Here is a 25,686-nt window from a genome sequence, read left to right on the forward strand (position 1 = left end):
AGATGGCGGACGTACAGCCACAGCATACCAGCTCACAATCAGCCTCATTAGGGCTCATCATTGGCTGTATTATTTTTGGCCTTGGCAGCCTAATCGTGGCTCATGTGGAGGTCGGCGGTTATGCGATGGCCTTTTGGCGTTTGGCCATTTCTGGAGTGGTCTTTACCTTGCTGGCTCGTTGGAAATCGCAACCCACTCCAGCCTCCCGTAAAGCCTTAATTTATGCGCTGCTCTCCGGTGCCTTTTTGGGCTTTGATTTAGCTTTATGGCACGAGAGTATCTATGCAGTAGGTCCTGGCATATCGACGCTACTAAACAGCTTGCAAATCTTCTTTTTAGCGGCGTTTGGCTACTTTATTTTTAAAGAGCGGCAGACGATTTTTCAGTTGATTAGCTTAGTCATTGCCCTAGTGGGCGTCACCTTTATTGCCAGTCCTGAGTTTGCTAATAACACCCATGCGGCGCGTGGCTTTATTACCGGGATTATTTCAGGCGCGATGCTCGCCAGCTCTATGACTTTTATTCGCATGACCCATGATGCGGCCCCTACCCCGATATTCGTATTGATGCAGCGCATTAGTATCGGCGGTAGTATAGCGATGCTCATACCTATGCTCATGTTAGACCAAGGTAATATCTTGCCAAATACGCTAAATGAGGTGGGCTGGATTCTAATTTATGGCACGGTTATGCAGTGTTTGGCTTGGGGGTTGATTGCTTACTCTATCCCCAAACTGTCTTTAGCCTTAACCGGCTTACTGCTATTGAGTGAACCCGTAGCGGCGCTATTGATTGACTATCTATGGTTGTATAAACCCATCAATACACTGCAATGGCTCGGGGCGGGCTTGACGATGTTTGCCATTTATTTAGGCTCTCTCAAGCCCAAGCCTCTGCTGGCCGATGCGAAGCTTCGCCGTTACCGTTTCTTTGCGCGTTTTTATCGTCGCCGTTAGTTTTCATATTATTGCAATGGAGCGGAATCCCTCCCCAACCCTCCCTTTACAAAAGTGAGGGGATAAAACCTATTGAAATCTTAAAAGGTTTATAGTCCCCCTTTTTTAAAGGGGGATTTAGGGGGATTTTCTTTAAACCATTAAAAAAGGGAGCCTACTTTAATTAGGCTCCCTTTTTATTAGCGGCGTTTTATGAATACCTACTCAGTATTTCATCAGCAATAGTATTAAGCCTTGTTTGACTGACGGTTAAACAAAGCGTTTAGGATAATCGCCGCTAAAGTAGCGGTACCAATACCACCCAAATCAAAGCCACCCAAATGCAGATTAAAGTTACCCGCACCCATGATGACCGTCACAGCGGCAATGATAAGGTTGCTGTTTTTGCTAAAGTCGATGTTGTTATCGATCCAGATTTTCACCCCAGCTACGGCAATAAGACCGAAGACTACGATAGACGCGCCACCTAGCAATGCCGGTGGGATGCTTTGGATGAGCGCACCAAATTTAGGCGATAGACCTAACAATATAGCTACGACACCTGCTAGGACAAAAATCGTAGTGCTATAAACCTTCGTTACCGCCATGACGCCAATATTTTCAGCATAAGTCGTCACACCTGTGCCACCAAAGCCAGCTGAAAACGTCGTTGCTAAGCCATCTGCGAGAAATGAGCGACCGATATAAGGGGTCACGCGGGATTTCGTCATGCCTTCTACCGCTTTAAAATGGCCTAAGTTTTCAGCAATAAGAATAAAGGCTACTGGAGCAATTAAGATAATCGCATTTAATTCAAAAGTAGGCGTATGTAAAGAAGGCAAACCAACCCAAGCTGCTTGCTGGACGCCGCTAAAGTCGATGGGCGTACCATAGCCCAGACCATTGGTCACGACGTAATAGATGAGGTAAGACAAAATCAAACCGACTAGCAATAGCAGACGACGTAACATGCCTCGGGTAAAGATAGCCACGCTACTAATCATGAGCACGGTCAAAGTCGCCATCCACGCATCAAACTGATTGGCCGATACCCCTTGAATGGTCACCGGTGCTAAGTTTAGACCGATAATCATTACGATAGCACCTGTTACGACAGGCGGCATTAGACGCTCAATCCAACCGGTACCCGCCTTCATGACCAGTAAGCCTACCGCTGCATAAATCGCACCACAAGCCATGATACCGCCAAGGGCGACACTTAGGTTGCCGTTAGGACCACTGCCCGCGTAAGCCGTAGCTGCGATGACTGGACCAATAAAGGCAAAGCTCGAGCCCAAATAGCTCGGCATGCGACCACCGGTAATCATAAAGAACATGATAGTACAAATACCGGACATCAAAATAGCGAGGTTGGCATCAAAGCCCATCAATAGCGGGGCTAATACTGTCGCACCAAACATGGCAAAGGTATGCTGAACCGCCAATAAGACACTTTTACCCGGTGGCAGGTACTCATTAATGGCGACTGCATGTTGATCTAAGTTGCCTTGGAAAGGACGCCAAGTCGGAAACCATTCCCCATTATCAAAGTCAGGATTATGTTGGGGGCCAGAGTCGTCTAAGGCACCATTGTGAGATAACGAAGTATCTGAGTCTGTCGTAGGGTGGTTTAGCGCCATAGTGAAGTCCTTAAATTCGGGAGAGGAAGAGGCTGTTACGGGTACACAGTAGAGCTTGCGGCTTCAGCAGTATTAGGGTGGCCGGCTTGCCAGCAGGTATCACTAACTTATGTTATAAAAAAGTTATAAATACGCTAATTGTCATCAACTTGTCATAACCACTTGCTAATTTTGATATTAGCTTAGTGGCGACTTGCTGCTTTTATTAGTGGTCTCAAATGCGATTATTTTAGAGTTTGGACACGAGTGAATTCGATTTTTGACTGTAGCGGATAACTCACCAACCTCTAAACCCTGCATATTTTAGGCTAGAAAAACCAGCCAAGAGACTACCCTTAAGACTACCTAGGATGCCGCGCGAGAGAATTGTACCGAATTAGTGACTTGATAGCGATGCTTTTACCCTTTAGCCGCCTATTTTTATCTTAGCTGTTGTTTATCTTCACTGCTATTTAGATTAGATTTTTTATCTAAGCCTTTTTTCATCACACATTATTGACACACATCGATATCGTAAATCTTGTTTTCACTATATCCGCTCAACGCTTATACCCTCGCATTAGCCCTTCCTCCCTCCTATCGAGCGTGCGTGACCCTTCATGACTACCCTTAGCACCATGACTACTCTAAACACCGTAAATATTAGCGACTCGCCTTATAAGATTAAGCGTAAGCGTTCTAAATACGCGAGCTTTATGAAAGCTTATAGAGTGCGCACTCCCAAATATAAATTTTACGTAGAATGTGGTGGTGACTCTACAGCACCCGTCGTCTTACTTATTATGGGCTTAGGGGCTCAGTTCTTAGTGTGGCCCAATGAATTTTGCCAACACCTTATTGATGCCGGTTTTCAAGTGGTGCGCTTTGATAATCGCGATTGTGGCAAGTCTAGTAAATTCAAACATAAAAACGCCCTGACTACTCAGCATCTCACCTTAACCCGCCAGCTCAAGCTACTGGCGCAATTTAAGTTGGGGGTAAAGCTGCCTTCGCTAGGTCGCTACTATCGCCGAATTTATGATGAGAGCGCTACCAATGAGCTGCCTATTCCTTATTATTTAACGGATATGGCAGAGGATACTTATCATTTACTGAATGCCTTGCAAATCGAGCGCTGCCATATCATAGGTATGTCAATGGGCGGTATGATTGGGCAGATTATAGCGGCTGAACACCCTGAGAGAGTAATAAGTTTAGGTTTACTTTCTACTAGCAATAATAGGTTTTTATTACCAGTGCCTAGCGTAAAAACGCTTCGAAATCTTCTGCGTACGGCTCCTCCCAAACAAGACGTGGAAGCGGTTATTACCCATACTGTCGCCCTACTCAAAGCCATCAGCTCAGCTCAATATTTTGATGATAAGTTGGCCTATGGCAAGGCTCGCGTGTTATATGACCGGCGCTTTTACCCCAAAGGCGTCACCCGGCACCTATTAGCTATCTTAGCGACCGGCTCCCTAAGGCCTTATAATGCGCGGATTAAAGCCCCGACCTTAGTCGTTCATGGCAGCAAGGACCGACTGCTCTCTGCGACGCATGGGCGTGAAGTGGCTAGAGCTATTCCAGACGCTAAATTTGAGTTAATTAAAGGTTTAGGCCATGACATTCCCATTGAGTTAGCGGCAGAGATTAGCCATTTGTTTGTTAAGCATTTTAACGAGGCACAGAGCTTAGTTAAGTCTTAAGGAAAGCTTGGCATCCAGAACGCAATTAGTCTTAATAGTTACGCATTGATTTAAACCACTACCTTAGGCTAATGGCACCTTATAACCCCTCTTAATTCATGTCATTAACCTAACTCATAAATTATTTGTCTATACATTAATAAACCACTTGGAGTATGGCCATCGCATCAGTTATGCTATAGCTAACTTTAAGGCATTATTGATGTAATATTATGATTAGCGTATTCGATTTATTCAAAATTGGTATTGGCCCCTCCAGCTCACATACCGTCGGCCCAATGGTGGCTGCTAATACTTTCTTATCGGCTGTTGCTAGCCACTTTGATTTGACAGCCGTTGCGCGTATAGAGGTCGAACTTTTTGGTTCATTAGCGGCGACTGGCAAAGGTCACGCGACTGATACGGCTATCCTTTTAGGTTTGCAAGGCCATCAGCCCAGTACTATTGATACTCGCCTGACCGAGGAATATTTAGACCCTATATTTAATGAGCACACGCTGACGCTAAATGGTACGCACCAAGTCGCGTTTCATTATGAGCAAGATGTGCTTTGGCATGGCGATATTGTGCTGCCTTACCATCCGAATGCTTTGACGCTACGGGTCTATTTCGCTGAGCAGGCCGGTTATGCGCAGAGCACTTATCAACAAACCTATTATTCGATTGGGGGCGGTTTCATTATAAATGAAGAAGCGGCAGGCAATCCCGATGTGGATCAAGCCAACCCTTCTATTGGGGCTATACCCTACCCTTTTAATAGCGCCGCCGAGCTGTATGACCAATGTCAGCAGCATAAATTAAGCATTAGTGAGTTGGTGATGGCTAACGAGTGTCATTACCGCGAGCGTAAAGATGTACTCGATTATCTAGATGCTATTTGGCAAGTAATGCAAGATTGCGTGACCGCAGGCTGTCGCAACGAGGGTATTTTACCTGGCGGCCTCAATGTGAAACGCCGTGCTCATGACTTATACCAACAGCTATCGGTCGAATTTGACCAGCCTGCTGCCAACAATGACCGCTTGCAAGCAATGGAGTGGATCAACCTGTATGCCCTAGCTGTGAATGAAGAAAACGCCAATGGTGGTAAAGTCGTCACCGCTCCTACTAATGGGGCAGCTGGCATTATTCCCGCAGTCCTACATTACTATCGTGATTTTTTACCCAGCTATAATGCGGACGGCGTCCATGACTTCTTATTAGTAGCCACCGCTATTGGTAGCTTAATTAAGCAAAACGCCTCGATTTCTGGAGCAGAAGTGGGTTGCCAAGGCGAGGTCGGCTCGGCCAGCTCTATGGCGGCGGGCGCGCTAGCACAAATATTGGGCGGCAATGTCGCGCAATGCTTAAATGCTGCTGAAATTGGCATTGAACATAACTTAGGATTAACTTGTGACCCTATCGGCGGCTTAGTGCAAGTGCCTTGTATCGAGCGCAATGCTATGGCTGCGGTTAAAGCTATCAATGCCGCTAGACTGGCCTGCCGTGGTAATGGCGAGCACTGCGTCTCTTTAGACAAAGTGATCCAAACCATGAAGCAAACGGGTGCGGATATGTCGGATAAATATAAAGAAACGGCTCGCGGTGGTTTAGCCGTCTATGCTGATAGTCGCATTCCTACGGCAACGGTTGGGGTGACGGTGAACTATAGCCAGTGTTAGGCGTTATGTTAATTGGCATTAGTATAGACAATCCAGCTGAAAACGGAAACATAGCGAGTCACTATTATAAATTTTCTGGCTAGCAGTCATAGGACGACTGAGGCAGGCGCAAACTTATAACAGTGACTCTGTAGCCAATTTGCGTGGACTACGTATAGCTTGAGTCCATACAGCTTTGCTGTATTTAGTGACTAAAAGTAAAAAGTAACGCCCATAAAAAAGCACCCAAATCGGGTGCTTTTTTACGTCTAAAAATTATTTCAATCTAACGTGCTAATCCAATTTTAAAAATGATTACTGGACAACAGTAGGTTCAGCAGTTTTAGAAATCACGTCATTTAGAATCCAAACTGGGCTTACTACGCCAGATTCAGTATCCGCAACGGCTTCTTGACGCACGTCTAACATGTAACGATAGTTAGGCTCATAAGTGAAACCTTGGATATTACCGTTCATAGTCGTGTAGTTTTTCTGATGCGCTTGACGGTACTGGATACATTCTGATTTCACAGTATTACCAGCAGTATCCACGATATCACAAACGGCTTTACGCGGAGCAATCTCAACTTTAAAGCTTGGGATTGGCACAACTTTCACTTTCATAGGTTGGCCTTCAACGACCATTACTTTTTCGTCAACAAGACTTTGAGTAGAACAACCAGTAGCCGCAAAAGCAGTTAATAGAGCAGCGATAGCTAACTTTTTCATAAATACACCTTAAATTCATCAATAGTTAAATAGACGGTAGCAGCAGATGGTTTTGTTTTTAGCGAACCTCTCTGAGCTTTTGTATGACTCAATTCGTTTTACTTTTTTCGGAGACTTGCCTGAATGATCATCTGCGTTACCCAATTAATAACCACTACGGACATCTTAAGCCAACACTAGCACTCATCTGTAAATTTAGCCTAAAGCTATAAATACGTATGCTCTAGATACCAATAAATAGCCATATAATGCTGTAGTAGTCGTTCTTTAAGCACATTAAGAAGTATAAAAGGGCACACCTTTTCCCTCTATAACTCATTTGTAACTTAACGTCAGCTTATGCAACAGACTTCTTATTTGGTACTTAAATACCACAGTACCCACTTACTAAAGTGGTTGTATAAAGCCAGCTAAGTCAAATAGTGAGAACGACCTATTATGATTCGAATTTATTTAAGCTTATCTATGCCTATTTTAAACTTACCCACGCTTATATAGCTGCCTAGCCCATTTATAAAAACAACCCACAGACTAGGCAAACTATTAGCTGCGGTAATCCGCATTGATTTTTACATAGTCATAAGACAAATCGCAGGTATATACCGTATCAGCAAAATCCCCACGCGCTAAGTCGATATGGATACGTATCTCAGGGCGGCTCATTACCTCTTTCCCTGCTGTCTCAGTATAGCTTTCAGCTAAGCCGCCGCGCTCACAGATAACCACCTCATCTAACGAGACATTAATGCGACTGGTATCTAAGTCTTTGACACCCGCGTAGCCAACCGCAGCTAATATGCGGCCCCAGTTAGGATCGCTAGCAAAAAAAGCGGTCTTAACCAATGGAGAATGGGCTACGGCATAAGCCACATCGCAACACTCTTGACGGTCGTTACCACCAGTGACATTGACTGTGATAAATTTAGTCGCCCCTTCGCCATCACGGACGATTAATTGGGCTAAGCGTATAAAGACCGCCTTAAGTCCTGCGTATATCGCCTCGTAATGCGGATGCTGGTCACTGTCAATCACTGAGCCTGACGCAGCACCAGTCGCTATTAAAGTACAGCAGTCATTGGTGGAAGTATCGCCATCGATAGTAATGCGGTTGAAAGAATCATTGGTAATTTGCAGCAGCATTTGCTGCAATAAAGGCTGCGCGATATTAGCATCGGTGGCAACAAAGCCTAGCATCGTCGCCATATTAGGACGGATCATGCCCGCCCCTTTAGAGATACCGGTAATGTGATAACTGCTGCCATCGTCCGTGCTCACTTTGAGACTGTCAAGCTTAGGCACGGTATCTGTAGTACAAATCCCTTTCGCGGCCCGCGGCCAATTATTAGCGTCTAGGTTTTGCTGCGCCGCGGCTAGCCCCGCAATAATAGCTTCGTGATTTAGCGGCTCACCAATCACACCGGTTGAATAAGGTAATACCGCTTGTGGCGTGACACTCATAGCAGCAGCGACGCCCTCACACACAGCTTGCGCCCGTGCCATACCATCTTCACCCGTACCTGCATTGGCGTTACCGGTATTAATAATCAAATAGCGCGGCGTCGTCTCAGCAATATGCGCTCTCAATAGACACACAGGCGCGGCACAAAAGGCATTGGTAGTAGTAACTGCAGCCGTAGTGGCGTTTTCTGCTATCTCAATCAATACCACATCATCGCGGTTTTGATAGCGCACGCCAGCAGCCGTGACGCCCAATCTAATACCTTCAATAGCGTGAATAACTTCTGGTGGGGCAATATTTCCTACAGGCATACAGAGTCCTTATTGTTAGGGGTTAATGGAATATTTATGGGCGATTAATAACGCGTCCTGCTTAACTTAATTTCTTCTTAATTTAGTTTATGCTTAGCCGACTTTATACAAATTTACAGCTACTTGCTAAAATTAAAAGCGGACCAGATTGGCGCATGATCCGATGGCTTTTCCATCGCACGCAGCTCATAGCTAATACCGGCATCAACACAATGTTCTTTGATATCTGGCGTGCAGAGGATATGGTCAATCCGTAGGCCGCGTTTCGGCTCATCATTGAAGCCGCGGCTGCGGTAATCAAACCAACTAAATAGGCTGTTATCTTCTGGATAATGCAGGCGATACGTGTCATGCAAATCTGTAGCCATTAGTGACTGATACCACTCGCGCTCCTCCGGCAAGAATGAGCAACTGCCTTTTTTCAACCAACGGGCAGCATTGACTTCACCAATACCAATATCGATGTCTTCTGGCGAGATATTCATATCCCCCATGACAATGAGCGTACGCCCCTCGCCCTGCAATTTTTTAATATAGTCAATTAAATCGGCATAGTAAGCACGCTTCATCGGAAACTTAGTTTCATGACTGCGATTTTCTCCTTGGGGAAAATAGCCATTGAGCACATCAATCTCACGACCCTCAAAGTCATAACGACCATGAATAAAACGTCTCTGCGCATCTTCAGCATCACCAGGAAAGCCTTTTTGCACAAATATAGGCGCAACCTTAGACAATAATGCTACGCCGTAATGACCTTTTTGGCCAAAATACTCAACGTGATACCCTAGCGCTTCGACATCGGCTAAAGGAAACTGCTCATCATGCACCTTAGTTTCTTGCAGCCCCATGACATCAGGGTCGATGATGTCTTTTACCGCTTCAAGTTGATGTTGGCGAGCACGGATACCGTTAATATTAAAGCTGACAAAAAGCGTCATTATTAATCCTATTATTAAATACTTAGAATAAAAAGAAAGTGAATAGCATCAAGAGAGCTAACAAAGCCCATTATCATACTAGTTTTCGCCTCGTTACGGTAGGTCAGTCCATTGAATAGAGTTGCTGCTAGTAAGTGCTGCTAATAACTGTCTACCTATTGTCGACACCTATTCGTTGCCCGTGTATTTATGCCAACAACATTACTTTGCTAGCGAATACTCAGTAGCGCTTTAAATAGTGTACACTTATTCACTGAATCCATTTATGATGATATGATTATTCTCGTTATAATTAGTCGTTATAATTAATCGATATAGTTGCCGGTAAATTTAATATTTACTTTATAGACTTTTACTTGGCGTAAGGCTTGGTGCTATGACCGGTCAGCACTTACTGCATGCTACGCCTACTTGCTACTGACAAAGATAAAAGAGAAATCCTATGCTAACCGCGCCCCTCTTTCACCATAACTATCAAGTTTATATCAACCATACCGATGCCGGTGGCATTGTTTATCACGCCAATCATCTGGTTTTTTACGAGCACAGTCGCCGCGATTGGTTTGCGAAATTAGGATTAAATGCTTATTTTTTTAACACCTCTTCTTCGGTGATGAATCAAGCGACGCATGCGGATAACGGCACAGGAGCTGCTGCGCACAATGATATCCATCACTTCGTGGTGGCAGATGCCCATCTTAAGTATCAACAGCCTATCTTGTTGGATGAAACCATCGCGGTCACTATTGATAAGGTCACGCTAAGAGCTGCTAGTTTGATATTTGAGCAGAGCATTTATCGCCTGTCTAAAGAGGGAGTAGACTTGACAGACACGACTGATGAGCCGACGAATGTCACGCCAGCTTTTGTGCAAAAAAGCCAACTGTTGAGCCAAGCCCGTATTGTCATTGCTTGCGTCCATAACGAATTGGTGTTAAACCCGGAGTCCAAGTCAGTAGCCGCTGAGGGCAACCCCTTAGCCAGTCGACCCGAACTTAAAATACGCCCTGCTAGACTACCGCAGTCGCTGCGAGAAGGTATAGAAAAAGTATTAGCGGGTTAATCTCAGATTTACATTGCATCAGAACATTGCATCAGCACATTGAAACGGTAATATCCCATACTACTGCAGGCTTAATATAAAAAACAGGGTTACATTAAGAAAGTATTTAGCTACAATGAATTACCTTTTATCAACTTTATAGTACCTTTTATATTAAGTTCTGGTGAAGGACGGCGCATATTTGGCTATGGACAGTTAATTTTGCCTTATTCATTACGATAATTGTAATTTTTAGTTTTTCGCAATGGAATTGCCCTCACTGCGCAAAAATCTTTTAGGAAGCGCTGCTATGCAAAAAATTTGGTTATCTCAATACCCTGAGAGTATCCCTGCTACGATCAATCCTGATGCTTATGAGAATGCGACGCTCTTGTTTGAAGAGTGCTTTGAGCGTTATCGTCATCATCCTATGACTATCTGCATGGGCGTAACCCATACCTATGGTGAAGTAGATAGCGCCTCAATCGCTATCGGCGCCTGGCTGCAATCACAGAATATACCGAAAGGTAGCGTAGTGGCCTTGATGATGCCGAACATTCCCCAATACTTACCTACGATGATTGGGATTATGCGTGCAGGCTATATTTGTACCCCAGTCAACCCTTTATATACGGGTCGCGAGCTGCGGCATCAACTTAATGATTCTGGCGCTGAAACGATTATCCTAGTTGATAATTTTGCACAAGCGCTTGAGCAGGTGGTCGACGAGACTAAGATCAAACGTATTGTCCTATCTAAGATGGGCGATATGATGGGCCTAAAAGGCATGCTGGTGAATATTGTTATTCGTCAGGTGAAGCGTTTGGTACCTAAATATAAACTCGATAGCACTCGCCACACCGTCTATAAATTTCCCGATATCCTAAAAAAAGGCCGCACCCTACCCTTACGTCAGCCTAAAACCAAGTCGGATGCCACGGCAGTTTACCAATATACTGGCGGCACTACCGGGCTGTCGAAAGGCGCGATTCTCACGCATCGCAACGTCATTGCGGCGGCACTACAGACCGAAGCTTGGATTAGACCCGCGACCCGTGAGCTTAAAGAAGTTTACATTAACATGGTGTTAGCGCTGCCGCTGTACCATATATTTGCCTTTATGCTCGCCCTATTGGGTATGCGCTCTGGCCATACTTTTATCCTGATTCCTAACCCGCGCGATATGCCAGGCTTTGTTAAAACCCTGTCTAAACAACCCTTCCACGTCTTCCCTGGGGTCAATACACTATTTAAAGGTTTGCTCGATCAGCCGAACTTTAAAGACCTCGACTTCTCGCACTTAAAAGTGACGCAAGCAGGTGGTATGGCAGCGAGCGAGCAGACGGCCAAGCAGTGGTTAGAGACCACGGGCTGCCCTATGGTCGAAGGCTGGGGGATGAGTGAAATCTCAGTGGGCACGGCCAACATTGTGACCGACAAGAATTTTAATGGCACTATTGGTATACCCATTCCTAACGTCGATGTGGTAATTAGAGACGAAAATGGGGTCGATGTGGAGCTCAATGAGGCGGGCGAACTCTGTATCGCAGGGCCAAACGTCACCTCTGGCTATCTAAATAAAGACAGTGCCGAATTCTTTACCCCTGACGGCTATTTCAAAACCGGTGATATCGTGAGCATGGACGAAAAAGGTTATATCAGCCTGCTCGACCGCAAAAAAGATATGATTTTAGTCTCTGGCTTTAACGTCTATCCAAATGAAGTAGAAGCGGTTATGTTAGATTGCCAGGGTATTTCAGAAGTGGCGGTCATTGGTGTACCGGACGAGCGTCAAGGCGAATCAGTCAAACTGTATGTGGTACGCTACGACAATAACTTGACGGAAGCTGAGATTAAAAACTTTGCTTTGGATAATTTAACCGGCTATAAGTGCCCGCGTCATATCGAATTTGTTGATGAATTGCCAAAATCTAACGTCGGTAAAATCTTACGTCAGAAACTGCGTGAAAAGCATAAACTTGATCATGGCTAAGCTCGTCTAGCAAACATATTCAAAATCTTTATGCTATGAATAATCTTAGAAACAACCGTCCAATAAAAAAGCCCCGTTATCATTAAGATAGCGGGACTTCTGTTTGTTTATTAACTAGCAACCAATCACTAGCTATAAACTTTTTGCAGAATATTAGTCAGAATAATTTAGCGCATTAAACGACTATCGCTCTCAAGCTTAGCCATCACTTCTGGCAATTTTTTTGCTGCCGTGCTGATGAGCATATTCAAGGTACCTTGGGCCGCATTGGCAAAGCCTAATTTCTCTGCAAAGGTCGGTTTTTGACGCGAATGTAGCGCGTATACTTCGTGCGATTTCATGCGTTCAAGTAAGTAAGCATCTGAAGTCTTGAGCGTATCCACCAACTTAAGGTGCAAGGCATCTTCGCCATACCAATGATCACCGTTAGCTACCTTATCTAGTTCGAGCGTTGGGCGATAAGTCGTCACAAAGTGTTTGAATAAGGCGTGGGTCTGCTCGAGCTCTTCCTTATACTTGGCGCGGTCGGCATCATCGTTTTCACCAAATACGGTCACGGTACGCTTGTATTCACCTGCGGTAAACATCTCGTAATCGATATCGTTTTTCTTTAGCAATTTATGGAAGTTAGGCAATTGCGAGACCACCCCAATAGAGCCAATCACCGCAAAAGGCGCTGCTACGATTTCATCAGCGACGCAGGCCATCATATAACCGCCACTGGCCGCAATTTTATCGACACAAACGGTCAGCTTTAGTCCGGCTTCTTTTAAACGCACCAATTGTGCAGCCGCTAAACCATAGCTATGCACCAACCCGCCGCCTGACTCTAGGCGCACTACTACCTCATCACCCTTGTCAGCAGAGCTGATCAACGTGCTGATTTCTTCGCGCAAATGCTTTACTGCAGAGGCTTTGATATCACCATCGAAGTCGAGTACGAAGACTTTATGGTCTGTATCTTTGTTTTTATCCTTACTCTTAGCAGTCTTAGCTTTTTCTTTTAGCGTCTGTTTGGCTTTTTTGGCCAGACGTTTTTTCAGCTGCTTTAGCCCCTGCTTATCCGTTGTGGCTTCCATTAAGTCTTGGCGGCGCTGCTCTTGGTTTTTATTCAGGTGGGTGACCCTAAGTTCGACAGGGTTTTTTGCGGGATGAAATAACATAATGGACGTCCTTATAACTTTTATATTGAATGCTAGATATCGAAGGCTCAATGGGTGTTTATAGCTCTGTAGCTCATAATAATAAAGAATAACTGTAACTTAACCTGCTCTAAAACTGGGCAAATCTTAAAAGAGGGGGTTATAGTAATCGCTAGTATTGATAAGACTCAGTTATATTCCTGTATCGTCTTAATATGCTACTCGACGCAATCAATTTCAAGGGCGTGCGGTTGTAACAGAGGCTAAGATTGGGCATAATGGTCGTTTGATAAAAATTAGTTAATTTTATTACTTTGTACTCAAATTTAATGTGGACGACAAATTTATGATGCGTAACGAGTATTGCGGAGCAGTCACCGAAGAGCTATTAGATCAAACCATTACGGTAACCGGCTGGGTGCATCGCCGCCGTGATCATGGCGGCGTGATATTTTTGGACATGCGTGACCGCGAAGGCGTCCTTCAGGTAGTGGTCGATCCGGATACCCCTGAGGCGTTTGCCACGGCCGATGCCGTACGCCCTGAATATGTACTTAAAATTACTGGCCGAGTACGCCGTCGCTATGAAGGCACTGAAAATGCCAATATGACCAGCGGTCAAGTAGAGTTATTGGGTAAAGAAATCGAAGTATTGGCCAAGTCAGAGACCCCGCCATTCCCATTGAATGATGACAACACGACAGTCTCAGAAGACTTACGCCTAAAATATCGCTATCTCGATATGCGTCGCCCGCAGATGCAAGAGCGTATGGTCTTCCGTGCGAAGGCGACTTCGACGATTCGTCGCTATTTAGACGATCACGGCTTCTTAGACGTTGAAACACCTATCTTGACTCGTGCTACTCCTGAAGGCGCGCGCGATTATCTAGTGCCGTCACGTACACGTCCCGGTAACTTCTTTGCGCTGCCACAATCCCCACAGCTGTTCAAACAGCTATTGATGGTGGCAGGCTTTGATCGTTATTACCAAGTCGCTAAGTGCTTCCGTGACGAAGACTTACGTGCGGATCGTCAGCCTGAATTCACCCAAGTGGACATCGAGACTTCTTTCTTAAATGAAGAAGAAATCATGGACATCAACGAAGGTCTGATTCAGAACTTGTTCAAGACCATGCTAGATGTTGATTTGGGCAAATTCCCACGTATGACTTATGCCGAAGCGATGCGTGACTATGCCTCAGACAAGCCTGACTTGCGTATCCCGCTAAAATTGATTGATGTCGCTGACCTTATGCAAGGCGTTGATTTCAAAGTATTCGCTGGCCCTGCGAACGATCCTAAAGGTCGTGTTGCTGCCTTACGTGTACCTAATGGCGGTTCACTATCCCGCAAGCAAATCGATGAATATACTAAGTTTGTTGGTATCTACGGCGCGCGCGGTCTGGCTTATATCAAAGTCAATGACGCTAGCAATATCAATAACGGTGTCGATAAAGACTCTGGCCTACAATCGCCAATTATCAAAAACATGAGCGATGAGGTGTTGGCTAGCTTGGTTGAGCGTACCGGCGCAGAAGATGGCGACATTATCTTCTTTGGTGCTGATAAAGCTAAGATTGTGAACGATGCGATGGGTGCTTTGCGTCAGAAAATCGGTCTAGACCTAGAAATGACCACTTGTCAGTGGGCGCCATTATGGGTGACTGACTTCCCGATGTTTGAAGAGACTGACGATGGTCGTTGGACTTCAATGCATCACCCGTTCACGAAGCCTAAAGGCTCAGTAGAAGAGCTGAAGAATAATCCAGAGACTGCCCTATCTATCGCTTACGATATGGTATTAAACGGTACTGAAGTGGGTGGCGGTAGCTTGCGTATCAACACGGTTGAGATGCAAAAAGCAGTCTTTGATGCGCTAGGTATTTCTGATGAAGAAGCCGATGAGAAATTCAGCTTCTTACTCGATGCGCTTAAATTTGGTGCGCCACCGCATGGTGGTCTTGCTTTCGGTCTCGATCGCCTAATCATGCTTATGGTTGGTGCTAGCTCGATTCGCGATGTCATTGCTTTCCCTAAAACTAAAACGGCTGATTGTCCATTGACCCAAGCCCCAGCGGAAGTAGATAACAAGCAGCTACGTGAGCTAGGTATTCGGGTTCGTGAAAAAGTCGCAACTGAGGGCGGCGAATCTACTAAGTAACCGATATAGATAATTTATATGCTAATGAGTTGATTCACTGATTCATTAGCATCCTAATTAATTTATATCACAGTTACTGGGTAGCTTTTGCTAGCTTGTCATAATGAATCCATTTTTTTTCTTTAAATTCGTGCCACTGTCTGTCTTGCAGATACTGGCACGTTTTATTGCTTGGGTTATCATAAAAAACCCTAACCTGAGCGTTATGCGCACTATCATGACCAATTTGCGTTTGGTCTATCCTGATAGTAGTGCCCATAAGTTGCAGCTGCTCACTGAGCAGATTGTCCTAAATCAGTGTCTAAGCGGAGTTGAGTCCATTAAATGTTGGGCGATGCCACCAGCTTGGAGCCTTCAACAAATTCGCCAAGTTCATAATCAATCCATCCTGACTGATGCTCTTAATAACCCCAAAGGTATGTTGGCTATCGTGCCGCACCTAGGGACTTGGGAGATAATGAACGCGTGGCTCAATCAATTTGGCTCGCCAACTATTATGTATAAACCGGTCAAAGGCCGGCTAAGTAATGACTTTGTGTTAAAGGGTCGCCAACGCTTAAATGCCACTTTAGTGCCGACTGATGGTCAAGGCGTCAAAGCGATATTTAAGACCTTAAAACAGGGCGGCTTTAGTATTATTCTCCCCGATCATGTTCCTGAGCCTTCAGGTGGCGTCATCGCTCCTTTTTTTGGTGTAAATACCCTAACCAGTACACTAGCGCCCAAACTGGTGAGTAAGACGAAGTGTGCTCTGGTGGGCTTGGCCTGTATTCGCCGTGAAGATGGCACGGGTTACGACATTCATTGTTATGATATGAATAATCCCCAGCTTTATGACCGTGATGCCACTATTGCCACGACAGCTATGAATGAAGCGCTTGAACATATTATTAATGCTCACTTTACCCATTACGTTTGGGGCTATCGCCGCTTTAAATACTTGCCGGTGATTCATAATCCTTATAAGCTCAATCCTGCTGAACTTAAAGATTATATTCAGCAGCATATTTTGCCAACAAGGGCTTTGCAACAAGCTGCCAACGCTCCACTATCAGCCGCTATCTCAGATACTTCTACGCCATCTCCTACACGCCAAGATGACCGCTAGACCCCATACTCGCTTAAGGACTACCTATGCCTTCTACAACGCCTATTAGCCAAGTTCAAGATACTGCTACCCCGGTAGCCACATCCGACAAACGCTATATTATTTGTATGAAATGGGGCGATAAATATGGTGCCGAATACGTCAATCGCCTTTATAATATGGTCAGTAAAAACCTGACCTTAGACTTTGAGATGGTCTGTTTAACCGATGATACAAGTGGTATTGATGCTCAGGTAAAGTGCTACCCTATCCCTGAACTTAATTTGCCCGCCGGTCTGCCAGAACGCGGTTGGAAAAAACTCACCACCTTTAAATCTGAGCTTTATGACTTACAAGGCACCGCATTATTCTTAGATATCGATATCGTCATCGTTGATAATATTGATTGCTTCTTTGAATATGAAGCAGAGCATGAAGACAGCGTGGTCATCATTCGGGACTGGAAAAAACCTTGGCGCATGGTGGGCAACAGCTCAGTCTACCGCTTTAAAATTGGGCAAAACACTTATCCTAATCTACTGACTAATTTTGAAGAGAACTTCGTAAAAATCAGCGGTGAAGTCCGCCATGAGCAGGCCTATCTGTCCAATTATTTACGCGAGCACCATCATTTAGAATATTGGGATAAGTCGTGGTGTGTAAGTTTTAAATACCAATGTATTCGCCCTTTTCCACAGAGCTTAATACAAGCGCCTACGCTGCCGGATAATGCTAAAATCGTCATTTTTCATGGCGAGATTAATCCCCCTGATGCCATTCAAGGTGGCGGTGGTAAATGGTATCGTCATGTGAAGCCCAGCCCTTGGTTAAAAGACTATTGGCAATAACTCCTTATGCGCCCGTATAGTGATAGCGGGCTTATTACAAAGGCTAAATATCAATAGGCCACCCCTACTGCATCAGCCTACCTATTGGATACTATTATGGGTCTGCCCAATACCGTCAAAATTAAAGCTGGCAATCAGCTGATTGATATTCAAGCTTTTAACGCGCAGCAGGCTGGACAAAGCCTCTCACAACAGCCCGTGCAAATACTGGCTTCTGGCCCTTCTGTGGCTAAGCTGGCCTTTACCGACGAAATACTAGCGACGGCTACTATCTTTGTAAATGGCAGCCTCAGTTTGTTGGGACAGCATGACTTTAAGTCCGTGGTCGGCTATGTGATTAGCGACGCGCGCTTTGTGAATCATCAGACGGATATCCTCACAAAATATTATCAAGGTCAGCCGTTATATGCGACCTTGGCTGTCTTTGAAGCTATTGCGGCTTCTCAGCCCGAAATCTTCATCCGCTATCATGAGTCTATGCGGGTGATCTTCCCTGTAGATAGACCTTGGGGCGTGCAAGTCAATAAACCTTGGCATGGCAGACTGCCTTTGGCCGCTAAATTGTTTGATAAACATTGGCTCAATAGAAAGAAACCTTTAGCAGAATTTGCTTCACATCCCAGCTTTGTCATCGACAGCCAGTCACAGCCACAAGCCATTGGCGTGTCTTTGGATATGAGTCATGGTTTCGTGGAAGCGGGTACTGTCGCCTATGTAGCTGCTCAATTGGCCTATGCGCGTGAGGCTGCTGCTATTCATCTATATGGCATCGATTTATTAAACAGCAATCAACCCCGTTTCTATGAAAATAAAGACAATAGTGCGCCGAGCAAACTCGATAAGGCCATTAGCGATCGCATCGTGCCGTCGTTTGATTTAATGGGTCAGGTCTACCGCGAGCATGGCGTGTCAGTGATTAACCACTCTCCTATTTCTAAAGATTTATTTAGTGAGCTAGAGATAGCGGCTCATAAATAGCGCGAGCTATTAGTAGGTTAAGCGTTGAATAAATAGGTTGAATGTTAAATTAATGATTATCTTGCTGATTTTTTTATGCTTATAGCTTATTAAATTTTTATACCGATAAACTGTAAATACTCTCGAGCAATCGCTTGTGGCAATAGCCCTGAATTCAGAGGAGCATAAAAGTCCATGGGCGCTGCCATAGTACGATCTATTAAGCGGGCCAACCCTTCGATATCGTCCACAGGCACTAAGTTTTGCGCGGGTAGCAACTCTCGAGGACCAAAAGGACAGTCTGTGCTAATGACAGGTACTCTTAAGGCCTGAGCCTCTACGATGACATAGCCAAACCCTTCAAACTTAGAGGCTAGCACCATAAAAGCGGCCTGCTGAATCAAAGGATAAGGATTGGCTTGATAGCCTACAAATCTGACCTTATCGCTTATCCCTAGCGCTATTGCTAAGTCTTTTATTTCTTTCTCTAATCTGCCCTTCCCTACCAATACTAGCGGCATCTGACGCGATGTCAACGCATACGCCTCTAGTAACTCTGCATGCCCTTTCATAGCATCAAACGATCCCACGTGAATAAGGTAGTCTTTAGCCACTAAGGCAAAGCTGTCTAAATAAGAGTTGTCTAAATCAAAGTTGTCTAAATCAAAAGGCTCGGCAGCAGCTTGCGCAATCTCATCCACATTACACGGGTTATAAACCGTTGCCGTTTTCGTTGAATTACCAATGAGCGACTGTAAGTCTTGTCTTGCCCCCTCGCTTACACAGCTACAAGGGTGTGCTCCATAAATCATTTTGAGATGGGCTATGGTTTCCTCTGGAGATTCTGCCAACTGGGTGGCAAACTGCCGAGATAAAGCAGTATGTAAGATGTTGACGATATTAGGCAATTGGCTATGAGCCATGGCACGATTCAATTTATGAATATTGACTAAGATTAAATCAGGCTGACCAATATTAGCGATGACATAGCGGTCTATATTATCTGCAACTTCTTGGTACGGTGCTGTTTGATCAAAGTCTGCTGGAAGTTTAGCAGGGTCATATCCCAAGACATGATAGTGGACTCGTTCATCGAGCGGAAACTCTAAATCATCCTCTAGACACAGCACATGAGCTTGCGTGCCCAACTCAACGAACGCACGCGCTAATATTGTCACGGCACGCTGTGCTCCGCGGCCTTCTAAGGATTTAATCACTAGCAATATAATGGGTTGGGCCATACTAACGCCTATAGTAAAAGAAAATCTAGCAGATTAAAGTATGCCTACATACAAGTCAGATTTATAGAGGGACTCTCAAGCCAGTCCGATGTAATAACTGTCAATGTACTACATTCCTTGCACCTGTAATTTAAATCAACACGTTATATTGCGCTATTGTAATAATGGCTGACTTATTATTCATCTACGTTATTATTTTCTATCTAAATTGTCTTTTGACCTAGCTTTTATAATAAAATCTTATATACTGCCGTTTAAATAATTACCTGACAATATATATTCGCAATTATATCAGCATCTTATGTTTATTATTATACATTTAGATAATGACAGCATACAAACAATGAGGTCGAGCTTAGGTAGCTTCCGCTACTTTACGTTATCAATAAAATCATGGTCACTATGTTATTATTCTTTTTTTCATCTTCTTTATAACTGCCATATTCTCTACTATTAAAAAACTGCCAAAGACGCTAAGTCTCAATGTGATTGGAATCGTTTAAAATCTATACCAATAGTATTTCTGACTAATAATCTCACAGTAATCTTAACTAACCCTGACTTATAGAGTGACCTATGACCGAAACTCCTACTTCTGCCTCCTTAGAAAACCTCACCTCAACTGATAGCTTTGTAGTATGTTGCTTCTTTACCGACACTTATTTTGACCATGCTATGTCCTTAAAATCTTCACTTGATGATTTTGGCTTAAATTACTATTTTAAACGGGTCGAAGATGCAGGTTATTGGGAGGCTAATACTCGGATAAAGCCACATTTTGTCTTAGAGTGTTTGGAGAGGTTCCCTCAGAAAGATGTCCTTTATCTCGATGCAGATGCCATGGTCAAAAAACCTTTAGATTATTTTAATCATATTGATGCTGATGTGGCTTTTTATAAGACTAAAGGATTACCAGGGATGTCACACGACTATCTTGCTAGCACTATGTTTTTTAAAAATACGCCAGCTACTAGACAATTGGTTGAGCAATGGATAGCAGAACAAGTGGACGGCAAGCGCACCCAAGTCGATCAAGATAGCCTTGATGAAGCTATGAATAAACTCGAATCTACATTGCGTATTGAACCGCTAAATCCTGGATATATTAAAATATTCGATAAGAATTATGAAGGTGAGGTTTACATCGAGCAGTATCAAGCCAGTCGTGGGCAGACCAAACTTAAACGTCAGCTCATCCGAAAACGCAACAAGGCTATTATTATTGGTCTAGTTGTAGTGCTAGTCGTTGGAGTTTTTATCCTTCTTTAGTAACAATACCCAAGGAAAAATCAGCTTTTAAGAAATATTTTTTAATTAATCTACTGGTCTTTATCTAGGAGTTTTATATGGCGATCCCTCAGAGTAAGCTTTTTGCTAACGTCATTAGCGAGTCAAAGCCTGCTGAATTTAGTAATGCCATTGTGTTTAGTGTGGACGCTACTTACTTGCCTTACGCTATCTTCGTCGCCAATCAAATCTTGACCAAAGAGCCCGACATAGAATTAGATATTTGTATTTGCTTACCTGATTTATCAGCTGTACCAAGCAACTTTATCTCTTCTAAAATTCGCTTTGTAGAAATTGCAATTGAGGGATTAGAGTTATTACCTGTTGGAAAGCTCAGCTTGTCAGCCTATCATCGATTATTTTTACCTGAACTATTGAAGCAAGACTACCAATATTTAATTTATCTGGATGCTGACACTTATATACTTCGAGCTTTTAGTAGCGCCATCTTAAGTACTATTGAAAGCTTTGATGACAGCTTCTGCGTAGCGGCTGCCATGGATATTTGTGAGTTACAAATAGAGACTGTCAATAAAAATAAACTGAATAAAGTTCAAAAATACGTTTCCCAATATCACCAACATAACCATATATATAGGAATTCTGGTGTGTTGGTCTTCAATATTGAAAACTATCTAAAAAAAGACTGTCGCAATAAAATCATTAATTATGCTTTTGATAATTTACAAAGCTTACAATGCCATGATCAGTCTGCTTTAAATGGAGCTCTATTAAATGAAATCGCTCTACTACCGTTCAGCTTTAATTGGCAGGTTCATAAATTAACTTATAACTCACTAGATGAATATAAGCCTTACATATTACATTTCATTGGAGAAAATAAACCTTGGTCGTTGATAAATCACCTAACTCATAATTATTATAATGATTATTTAGAATTTTTTAATAATTCTTATGATTCTGCAAATCTTGATATTCTTACCCAATATGAAAGGCGTCTAAAACAACCCAAATATGACAATAAGGTTAAAGAGATCGTCTCTAGAGAATCGCAAAGGTTAAAGCAAAAATTATTACTAAAGCATACTAACCCGCATAGAAATATTGATAAGATAAAGTCTTCCTTAGCGGATAAGGGGTTAGTTTAAGGTAAGCTTTCAAGAAAACCCTAATATCAAAAAAATATTGCTCTAGTTCATTAAACACCAGTTGACTCTAAGGGATAACTGGTGTTTTTTATCCGCATCCTATCGTTTATTTTGATTTTCTTATCTGTGCTGATTGCTATTGATAGTAGCGAATAATTTATGATGTAAATTAAACTCAGTGAACTACTTATCAAAGTCTGACATTCCTAAAATAGTACTTATTCAGCTAACGTGCATAACGTCCATATTTGTATCATTTCGACGTCAAACCTTGAATGAGGCCTTATAATAGCCCCTCCATTATTTACTAATAAACATCATGCTTGATACTGACTCATTAGGTAAATCATTGAATATAATAAAGCATTGGCGCAACTTCGCTATTTTCATAGCCCTCTACTTCCTAATCTGGGCAATAGCACCCGCCCTACTCAGCAGCAGCGTGCCCTTAGACGTCAGCGAAGGGATTAACTGGGGCAGTGAATTTCAGTGGGGTTACTATAAACACCCCCCTTTATCTTCTTGGATTCTATTTAGCTTTTATGATGTCTTTGGCCATTTTGGGCCTTATCTGCTCAGTCAACTCTACGTTATTTTGACCTTATGGTTGGTTTATTGCTTAGGTAAGAAGGTCATGTCAGCCGACCGAGCGCTGCTAGGTACGGCCTTGACGATGGGCGTGGTCTATTACACCTACCCTAGCCTAGAGTTTAATCATAACGTCGCGCAGTTCCCAATTTGGGCAGGGCTATCGTTACTGTTTTATCAAAGCGTCACTCACAATCGCTACCGAGACTGGCTACTCTTTGCTCTCGTCGGTGGCTTGGGTATGCTCACCAAATATAGTGTCATATTTTTATTATTACCGATGGCAGTGTACTTAGTATTGCCCAAGCAATGGCCTCTGCTTAAGACGCCGAAGCCTTGGATTGCCGCCATACTGATGCTGGCTGTATTCGCCCCACATTTTTATTGGCTGAGCCAAAATGAGTGGCTACCGCTGACTTATGCCAATGGTCGCTCGCATGATGGTAATGAAGGGAGTAGCTTAGGCGCCCACTTTAGTGGTTTTGGTTTTACCCTAGCGCAGTTTATAGCCCATGTCCCACTATTGGTAATGCTATTAATTCTACGTAAATCGGCCTCTATAAAGCAGGCATTATCAGTGCCGCTTAATACAGTTTCTTTGAGTGGAACAGCGCACAATGCACCAAATACAACCACTGCTCCAAACACGTTAAATAACCAGCGAACGCTCACTGAGCAACCACTAAAATTACTAGCTTACCTTTGGTTAACCCCATTGCTATTATTAATAGTGCTGAGCCTAGTATTGGGCCTAGGTCTGCGAGATATGTGGGGGATGCCCATGTGGTCGCTATCGGGCTTGCTATTTGCCGCTATTATTCGACCTAGCGCTTTATCTAGCGTCCTACCCAAGTTACGTAAGTACCTAGTCATTTGGCTTGGTCTAGTCACAGTGTTAATGCTAACCTACTTAGCCTTCGGGCATAGCATTCGTGATAAGCCTTCGCGGATGGATTGGCCTGAGCAAGCATTAGCCAGTCAGGCGCAAGAGACCTGGCAGTCGCTCAGCAGCTGCTCATTAGATAGTGTATCGGGCGATCGTTGGTTGGGTGCGCTCGTCGCAATGAATTCAGCGCCTAGCAAGTGGCCTTCACAGATGATTTCTGGTACTGCTAGCTTATCTCCTTGGATGACGCCGCAACGTTTGGCTGAACAGGGAACATTGGTCATGCAATTGCCGGAAGAAGAGATGGTCTTGCCCTTGATTGATACCGCTAATAAAGCCAACTTTGTGCATCATCAAGGTCAATGGTCGCTGCCTTGGCCCCGCCAGCCTAATGCTGAGCCGCTACTCATCGATTGGGAAGCTTATGTGCCAAAATCCTGTGCCGTTGTTAGTAAATAGCGGGTTGGTGATAGCCAAGCTGCTGCTATCTAACGTGCTCAGCCCCCATTTATTCCCCATTCATCTGGGTTTGAGGTAGTTATGAATACTCAGTCCTTTTATCTTTCCATCATCTTGCCTGCGTATAATGATGCCGAGGCTTTGCAGCGCTTTTTGCCGCAGGTACTGGACTTTGCGGCGACCTTACCGCAGCGTCAACAAATCATCATCGTAGATGACGGCAGTCGTGACCCTATTCAGCAGGTCGTTGCAGAGATGATGAGTCGCTGTCCTGCCAATGTGCACCTACAGCTTATTCGCTTATCGCGTAACTTCGGTAAAGAGTCGGCATTAAGTGCAGGACTCGCTCATGCAACCGGTGATTATGTGGCTATGTTAGACGCTGACGGTCAACACCCGCTATCCGTATTACAGCAGATGCTGACCATGATGCAGCAGCAAGGCGATATCGATATGATTGCCGGTATCCAAGCTAACCGCCCGCATGAAAGTCAGCTCGCCAAACTCTTTAAACGCAGCTTTTATCACTTTATCCAAGATACGCGCCGTTATGAGATTCGCCCTAATGCCGGCGATTTTCGTGTGATGAAGCAGAAAGTGGTGCGTGCTTTGATGTCATTGCCCGAGCGACAAAGGTTTATGAAGGGGCTGTATGCTTGGGTCGGCTTTCAGACAGTATATCTGCCTTTTACTGCGGACAGTCGTGATACTGGCGAGAGTAAGTTTAACTTTGGCAGCCTCTTTGAGTTGGCGTTAGTGGGCATAACCTCTTTCTCCCAACGTCCCCTTAGGCTCATCTCGCGGATGGGCTTTATCGTCTCGCTATTGGCTTTCTTATATGGTTGTTATATCGTCTTTGAAACCTTGATGTTTGGCAATAATGTCGCCGGTTGGGCCACTGTCGCTGCCGGTATTATGTTCTCTACTGGGATTCAACTGGTCTGTATTGGGGTGATTGGCGAATACGTGGGTAGACTTTATGAAGAGGTCAAACAGCGGCCGTTATATTTGATTGATGAGACTATCAGTAGCGATGATTTTATCAAGCAAACCAGTGATAGCGCAGCATCTAAGACTATGCAAACTGCTGATACACTGCCTACAGATACGTCCTCATGAGTCAGCGTATAATCAGTAAGCAACTCATTAAGTTCATCGTTATGGGCAGCTTAGCGGCTTTAGTCCATCTTGCTGTACTATATATTGCCGTTACCTTTTTAGATATTGCACCTGCTTGGGCCAATGCCATCGCTTTTATAGTCGCTTTTGTTGTGAGCTTTATCGGTCATTTAAACGTGACTTTTAAAGAAAACCACCTTGCGCAGACAGCCTCTGTCTCTAGCCGACTGTTAAAATGGTTTATGAGTGCCGTAACAGGCTTTATGCTCAATCAAGGGTTGTTTGTGCTGGGCTTAGCGTGGCTTGGTGAGTCCTATTATTTGCTCATCTGGTTTATCGTGACTGGCATTGTTACTGCATTAAGTTTTTTATTGGGCAAGCTATGGGCCTTCAAATAATGAGTCATAACGGCTATTTAACGTTCACC

Annotated in this window: 20 protein-coding genes; 14 read left to right on the forward strand and 6 right to left on the reverse strand. The window is 44.1% G+C overall.

Annotation, left to right across the window (positions count from 1 at the left end; genetic code table 11):
* Positions 1–2 precede the first annotated feature (2 nt).
* Positions 3–956 (forward strand): DMT family transporter, encoded by a 954-nt coding sequence (locus ACZ2XM_RS08670; protein WP_490589531.1) that lies wholly within the window; start codon positions 3–5, stop codon positions 954–956.
* 227 nt (positions 957–1,183) lie between these two features.
* Here ACZ2XM_RS08670 and ACZ2XM_RS08675 read toward each other — a convergent pair whose 3' ends face one another.
* Positions 1,184–2,575 (reverse strand): solute carrier family 23 protein, encoded by a 1,392-nt coding sequence (locus tag ACZ2XM_RS08675; protein ID WP_490589530.1) that lies wholly within the window; start codon positions 2,573–2,575, stop codon positions 1,184–1,186.
* Positions 2,576–3,174: 599 nt separating this feature from the next.
* Between ACZ2XM_RS08675 and ACZ2XM_RS08680 the strand changes: the two genes are divergently transcribed.
* Positions 3,175–4,260 carry an alpha/beta fold hydrolase gene (locus ACZ2XM_RS08680; protein ID WP_490589529.1) on the forward strand — a complete coding sequence of 362 codons (1,086 nt, stop codon included), beginning with the start codon at positions 3,175–3,177 and terminating at the stop codon, positions 4,258–4,260.
* A gap of 209 nt (positions 4,261–4,469) precedes the next feature.
* Positions 4,470–5,921, forward strand: a complete 1,452-nt coding sequence (locus ACZ2XM_RS08685; protein WP_490589559.1) for an L-serine ammonia-lyase — start codon at positions 4,470–4,472, stop codon at positions 5,919–5,921.
* Positions 5,922–6,215: 294 nt separating this feature from the next.
* Here the strand turns inward: ACZ2XM_RS08685 and ACZ2XM_RS08690 are convergent, their stop codons facing one another.
* The 3 genes from ACZ2XM_RS08690 to xthA all read right to left on the reverse strand — a co-directional run bounded on the left by ACZ2XM_RS08690 (position 6,216) and on the right by xthA (position 9,340).
* Positions 6,216–6,629, reverse strand: coding sequence for a DUF4377 domain-containing protein (locus ACZ2XM_RS08690; protein WP_490589528.1), 414 nt, complete (start codon positions 6,627–6,629; stop codon positions 6,216–6,218).
* Positions 6,630–7,172: 543 nt separating this feature from the next.
* On the reverse strand, positions 7,173–8,399 hold the full coding sequence (gene argJ, locus ACZ2XM_RS08695) for a bifunctional glutamate N-acetyltransferase/amino-acid acetyltransferase ArgJ (RefSeq protein ID WP_490589527.1): 1,227 nt from the start codon (positions 8,397–8,399) through the stop codon (positions 7,173–7,175).
* A gap of 119 nt (positions 8,400–8,518) precedes the next feature.
* Positions 8,519–9,340 (reverse strand): exodeoxyribonuclease III, encoded by an 822-nt coding sequence (gene xthA / locus ACZ2XM_RS08700; RefSeq protein ID WP_490589526.1) that lies wholly within the window; start codon positions 9,338–9,340, stop codon positions 8,519–8,521.
* Positions 9,341–9,782: 442 nt separating this feature from the next.
* Here xthA and ACZ2XM_RS08705 point away from each other — a divergent pair, with 442 nt between their 5' ends.
* Both ACZ2XM_RS08705 and ACZ2XM_RS08710 read left to right on the forward strand, forming a co-directional pair.
* Positions 9,783–10,403, forward strand: coding sequence for a thioesterase family protein (locus ACZ2XM_RS08705; RefSeq protein ID WP_490589525.1), 621 nt, complete (start codon positions 9,783–9,785; stop codon positions 10,401–10,403).
* Between the two features lie 289 nt (positions 10,404–10,692).
* A complete protein-coding gene (locus ACZ2XM_RS08710; protein WP_490589524.1) occupies positions 10,693–12,375 on the forward strand; it encodes an AMP-binding protein in 1,683 nt (560 codons plus the stop codon).
* Positions 12,376–12,542: 167 nt separating this feature from the next.
* Here ACZ2XM_RS08710 and sohB read toward each other — a convergent pair whose 3' ends face one another.
* Entirely contained in the window at positions 12,543–13,538 is a 996-nt protein-coding gene (sohB, locus tag ACZ2XM_RS08715) for a protease SohB (RefSeq protein WP_490589523.1), read from the reverse strand.
* A 325-nt stretch (positions 13,539–13,863) separates the two neighbouring features.
* On the opposite strand from sohB, the gene aspS reads away from it, so the two are divergent.
* The 4 genes from aspS (at position 13,864) to ACZ2XM_RS08735 (ending at position 18,591) form a co-directional block, all read left to right on the forward strand.
* Positions 13,864–15,678 (forward strand): aspartate--tRNA ligase, encoded by a 1,815-nt coding sequence (gene aspS, locus ACZ2XM_RS08720; protein ID WP_490589522.1) that lies wholly within the window; start codon positions 13,864–13,866, stop codon positions 15,676–15,678.
* A gap of 103 nt (positions 15,679–15,781) precedes the next feature.
* Positions 15,782–16,786: a lysophospholipid acyltransferase family protein gene (locus ACZ2XM_RS08725; protein WP_490589521.1), complete on the forward strand. Its 1,005-nt coding sequence runs from the start codon at positions 15,782–15,784 to the stop codon at positions 16,784–16,786.
* Positions 16,787–16,812: 26 nt separating this feature from the next.
* The gene (locus ACZ2XM_RS08730; protein ID WP_490589520.1) at positions 16,813–17,613 is read left to right on the forward strand and encodes a glycosyltransferase; all 801 of its coding nucleotides are present in this window, start codon (positions 16,813–16,815) and stop codon (positions 17,611–17,613) included.
* A 96-nt stretch (positions 17,614–17,709) separates the two neighbouring features.
* Positions 17,710–18,591, forward strand: coding sequence for a hypothetical protein (locus tag ACZ2XM_RS08735; protein WP_490589519.1), 882 nt, complete (start codon positions 17,710–17,712; stop codon positions 18,589–18,591).
* A gap of 89 nt (positions 18,592–18,680) precedes the next feature.
* On the opposite strand, the gene ACZ2XM_RS08740 is transcribed toward ACZ2XM_RS08735, so the two are convergent.
* The gene (locus tag ACZ2XM_RS08740) at positions 18,681–19,811 is read right to left on the reverse strand and encodes a glycosyltransferase (protein ID WP_490589518.1); all 1,131 of its coding nucleotides are present in this window, start codon (positions 19,809–19,811) and stop codon (positions 18,681–18,683) included.
* A 576-nt stretch (positions 19,812–20,387) separates the two neighbouring features.
* Between ACZ2XM_RS08740 and ACZ2XM_RS08745 the strand changes: the two genes are divergently transcribed.
* The 5 genes from ACZ2XM_RS08745 to ACZ2XM_RS08765 all read left to right on the forward strand — a co-directional run bounded on the left by ACZ2XM_RS08745 (position 20,388) and on the right by ACZ2XM_RS08765 (position 25,657).
* Positions 20,388–21,080, forward strand: coding sequence for a putative nucleotide-diphospho-sugar transferase (locus tag ACZ2XM_RS08745; protein WP_490589517.1), 693 nt, complete (start codon positions 20,388–20,390; stop codon positions 21,078–21,080).
* 77 nt (positions 21,081–21,157) lie between these two features.
* Positions 21,158–22,207 carry a glycosyltransferase family 8 protein gene (locus tag ACZ2XM_RS08750; protein WP_490589516.1) on the forward strand — a complete coding sequence of 350 codons (1,050 nt, stop codon included), beginning with the start codon at positions 21,158–21,160 and terminating at the stop codon, positions 22,205–22,207.
* Positions 22,208–22,556: 349 nt separating this feature from the next.
* Positions 22,557–24,140 (forward strand): glycosyltransferase family 39 protein, encoded by a 1,584-nt coding sequence (locus ACZ2XM_RS08755; RefSeq protein ID WP_490589515.1) that lies wholly within the window; start codon positions 22,557–22,559, stop codon positions 24,138–24,140.
* A gap of 81 nt (positions 24,141–24,221) precedes the next feature.
* The gene (locus ACZ2XM_RS08760) at positions 24,222–25,259 is read left to right on the forward strand and encodes a glycosyltransferase family 2 protein (protein WP_490589514.1); all 1,038 of its coding nucleotides are present in this window, start codon (positions 24,222–24,224) and stop codon (positions 25,257–25,259) included.
* Positions 25,256–25,657 (forward strand): GtrA family protein, encoded by a 402-nt coding sequence (locus ACZ2XM_RS08765; protein WP_490589513.1) that lies wholly within the window; start codon positions 25,256–25,258, stop codon positions 25,655–25,657. Before ACZ2XM_RS08760 ends, ACZ2XM_RS08765 begins: the two co-directional genes overlap by 4 nt.
* Positions 25,658–25,686 lie beyond the last annotated feature (29 nt).

This window comes from Psychrobacter sp. CoH-33_TS_01 (genome assembly GCF_058189395.1).

Bases quoted from the DNA above. Each gene is read 5' to 3' on its own strand.
- ACZ2XM_RS08675 (WP_490589530.1), bottom strand. From the start codon at position 2,575: ATGGCGCTAAACCACCCTACGACAGACTCAGATACTTCGTTATCTCAC.
- xthA (WP_490589526.1), bottom strand. From the start codon at position 9,340: ATGACGCTTTTTGTCAGCTTTAATATTAACGGTATCCGTGCTCGCCAA.
- ACZ2XM_RS08670 (WP_490589531.1), top strand. From the start codon at position 3: ATGGCGGACGTACAGCCACAGCATACCAGCTCACAATCAGCCTCATTA.
- argJ (WP_490589527.1), bottom strand. From the start codon at position 8,399: ATGCCTGTAGGAAATATTGCCCCACCAGAAGTTATTCACGCTATTGAA.
- ACZ2XM_RS08725 (WP_490589521.1), top strand. From the start codon at position 15,782: ATGAATCCATTTTTTTTCTTTAAATTCGTGCCACTGTCTGTCTTGCAG.
- ACZ2XM_RS08740 (WP_490589518.1), bottom strand. From the start codon at position 19,811: ATGGCCCAACCCATTATATTGCTAGTGATTAAATCCTTAGAAGGCCGC.
- ACZ2XM_RS08710 (WP_490589524.1), top strand. From the start codon at position 10,693: ATGCAAAAAATTTGGTTATCTCAATACCCTGAGAGTATCCCTGCTACG.
- ACZ2XM_RS08750 (WP_490589516.1), top strand. From the start codon at position 21,158: ATGGCGATCCCTCAGAGTAAGCTTTTTGCTAACGTCATTAGCGAGTCA.
- ACZ2XM_RS08690 (WP_490589528.1), bottom strand. From the start codon at position 6,629: ATGAAAAAGTTAGCTATCGCTGCTCTATTAACTGCTTTTGCGGCTACT.
- ACZ2XM_RS08765 (WP_490589513.1), top strand. From the start codon at position 25,256: ATGAGTCAGCGTATAATCAGTAAGCAACTCATTAAGTTCATCGTTATG.
- aspS (WP_490589522.1), top strand. From the start codon at position 13,864: ATGATGCGTAACGAGTATTGCGGAGCAGTCACCGAAGAGCTATTAGAT.
- sohB (WP_490589523.1), bottom strand. From the start codon at position 13,538: ATGTTATTTCATCCCGCAAAAAACCCTGTCGAACTTAGGGTCACCCAC.
- ACZ2XM_RS08735 (WP_490589519.1), top strand. From the start codon at position 17,710: ATGGGTCTGCCCAATACCGTCAAAATTAAAGCTGGCAATCAGCTGATT.
- ACZ2XM_RS08760 (WP_490589514.1), top strand. From the start codon at position 24,222: ATGAATACTCAGTCCTTTTATCTTTCCATCATCTTGCCTGCGTATAAT.
- ACZ2XM_RS08745 (WP_490589517.1), top strand. From the start codon at position 20,388: ATGACCGAAACTCCTACTTCTGCCTCCTTAGAAAACCTCACCTCAACT.
- ACZ2XM_RS08705 (WP_490589525.1), top strand. From the start codon at position 9,783: ATGCTAACCGCGCCCCTCTTTCACCATAACTATCAAGTTTATATCAAC.
- ACZ2XM_RS08680 (WP_490589529.1), top strand. From the start codon at position 3,175: ATGACTACCCTTAGCACCATGACTACTCTAAACACCGTAAATATTAGC.
- ACZ2XM_RS08730 (WP_490589520.1), top strand. From the start codon at position 16,813: ATGCCTTCTACAACGCCTATTAGCCAAGTTCAAGATACTGCTACCCCG.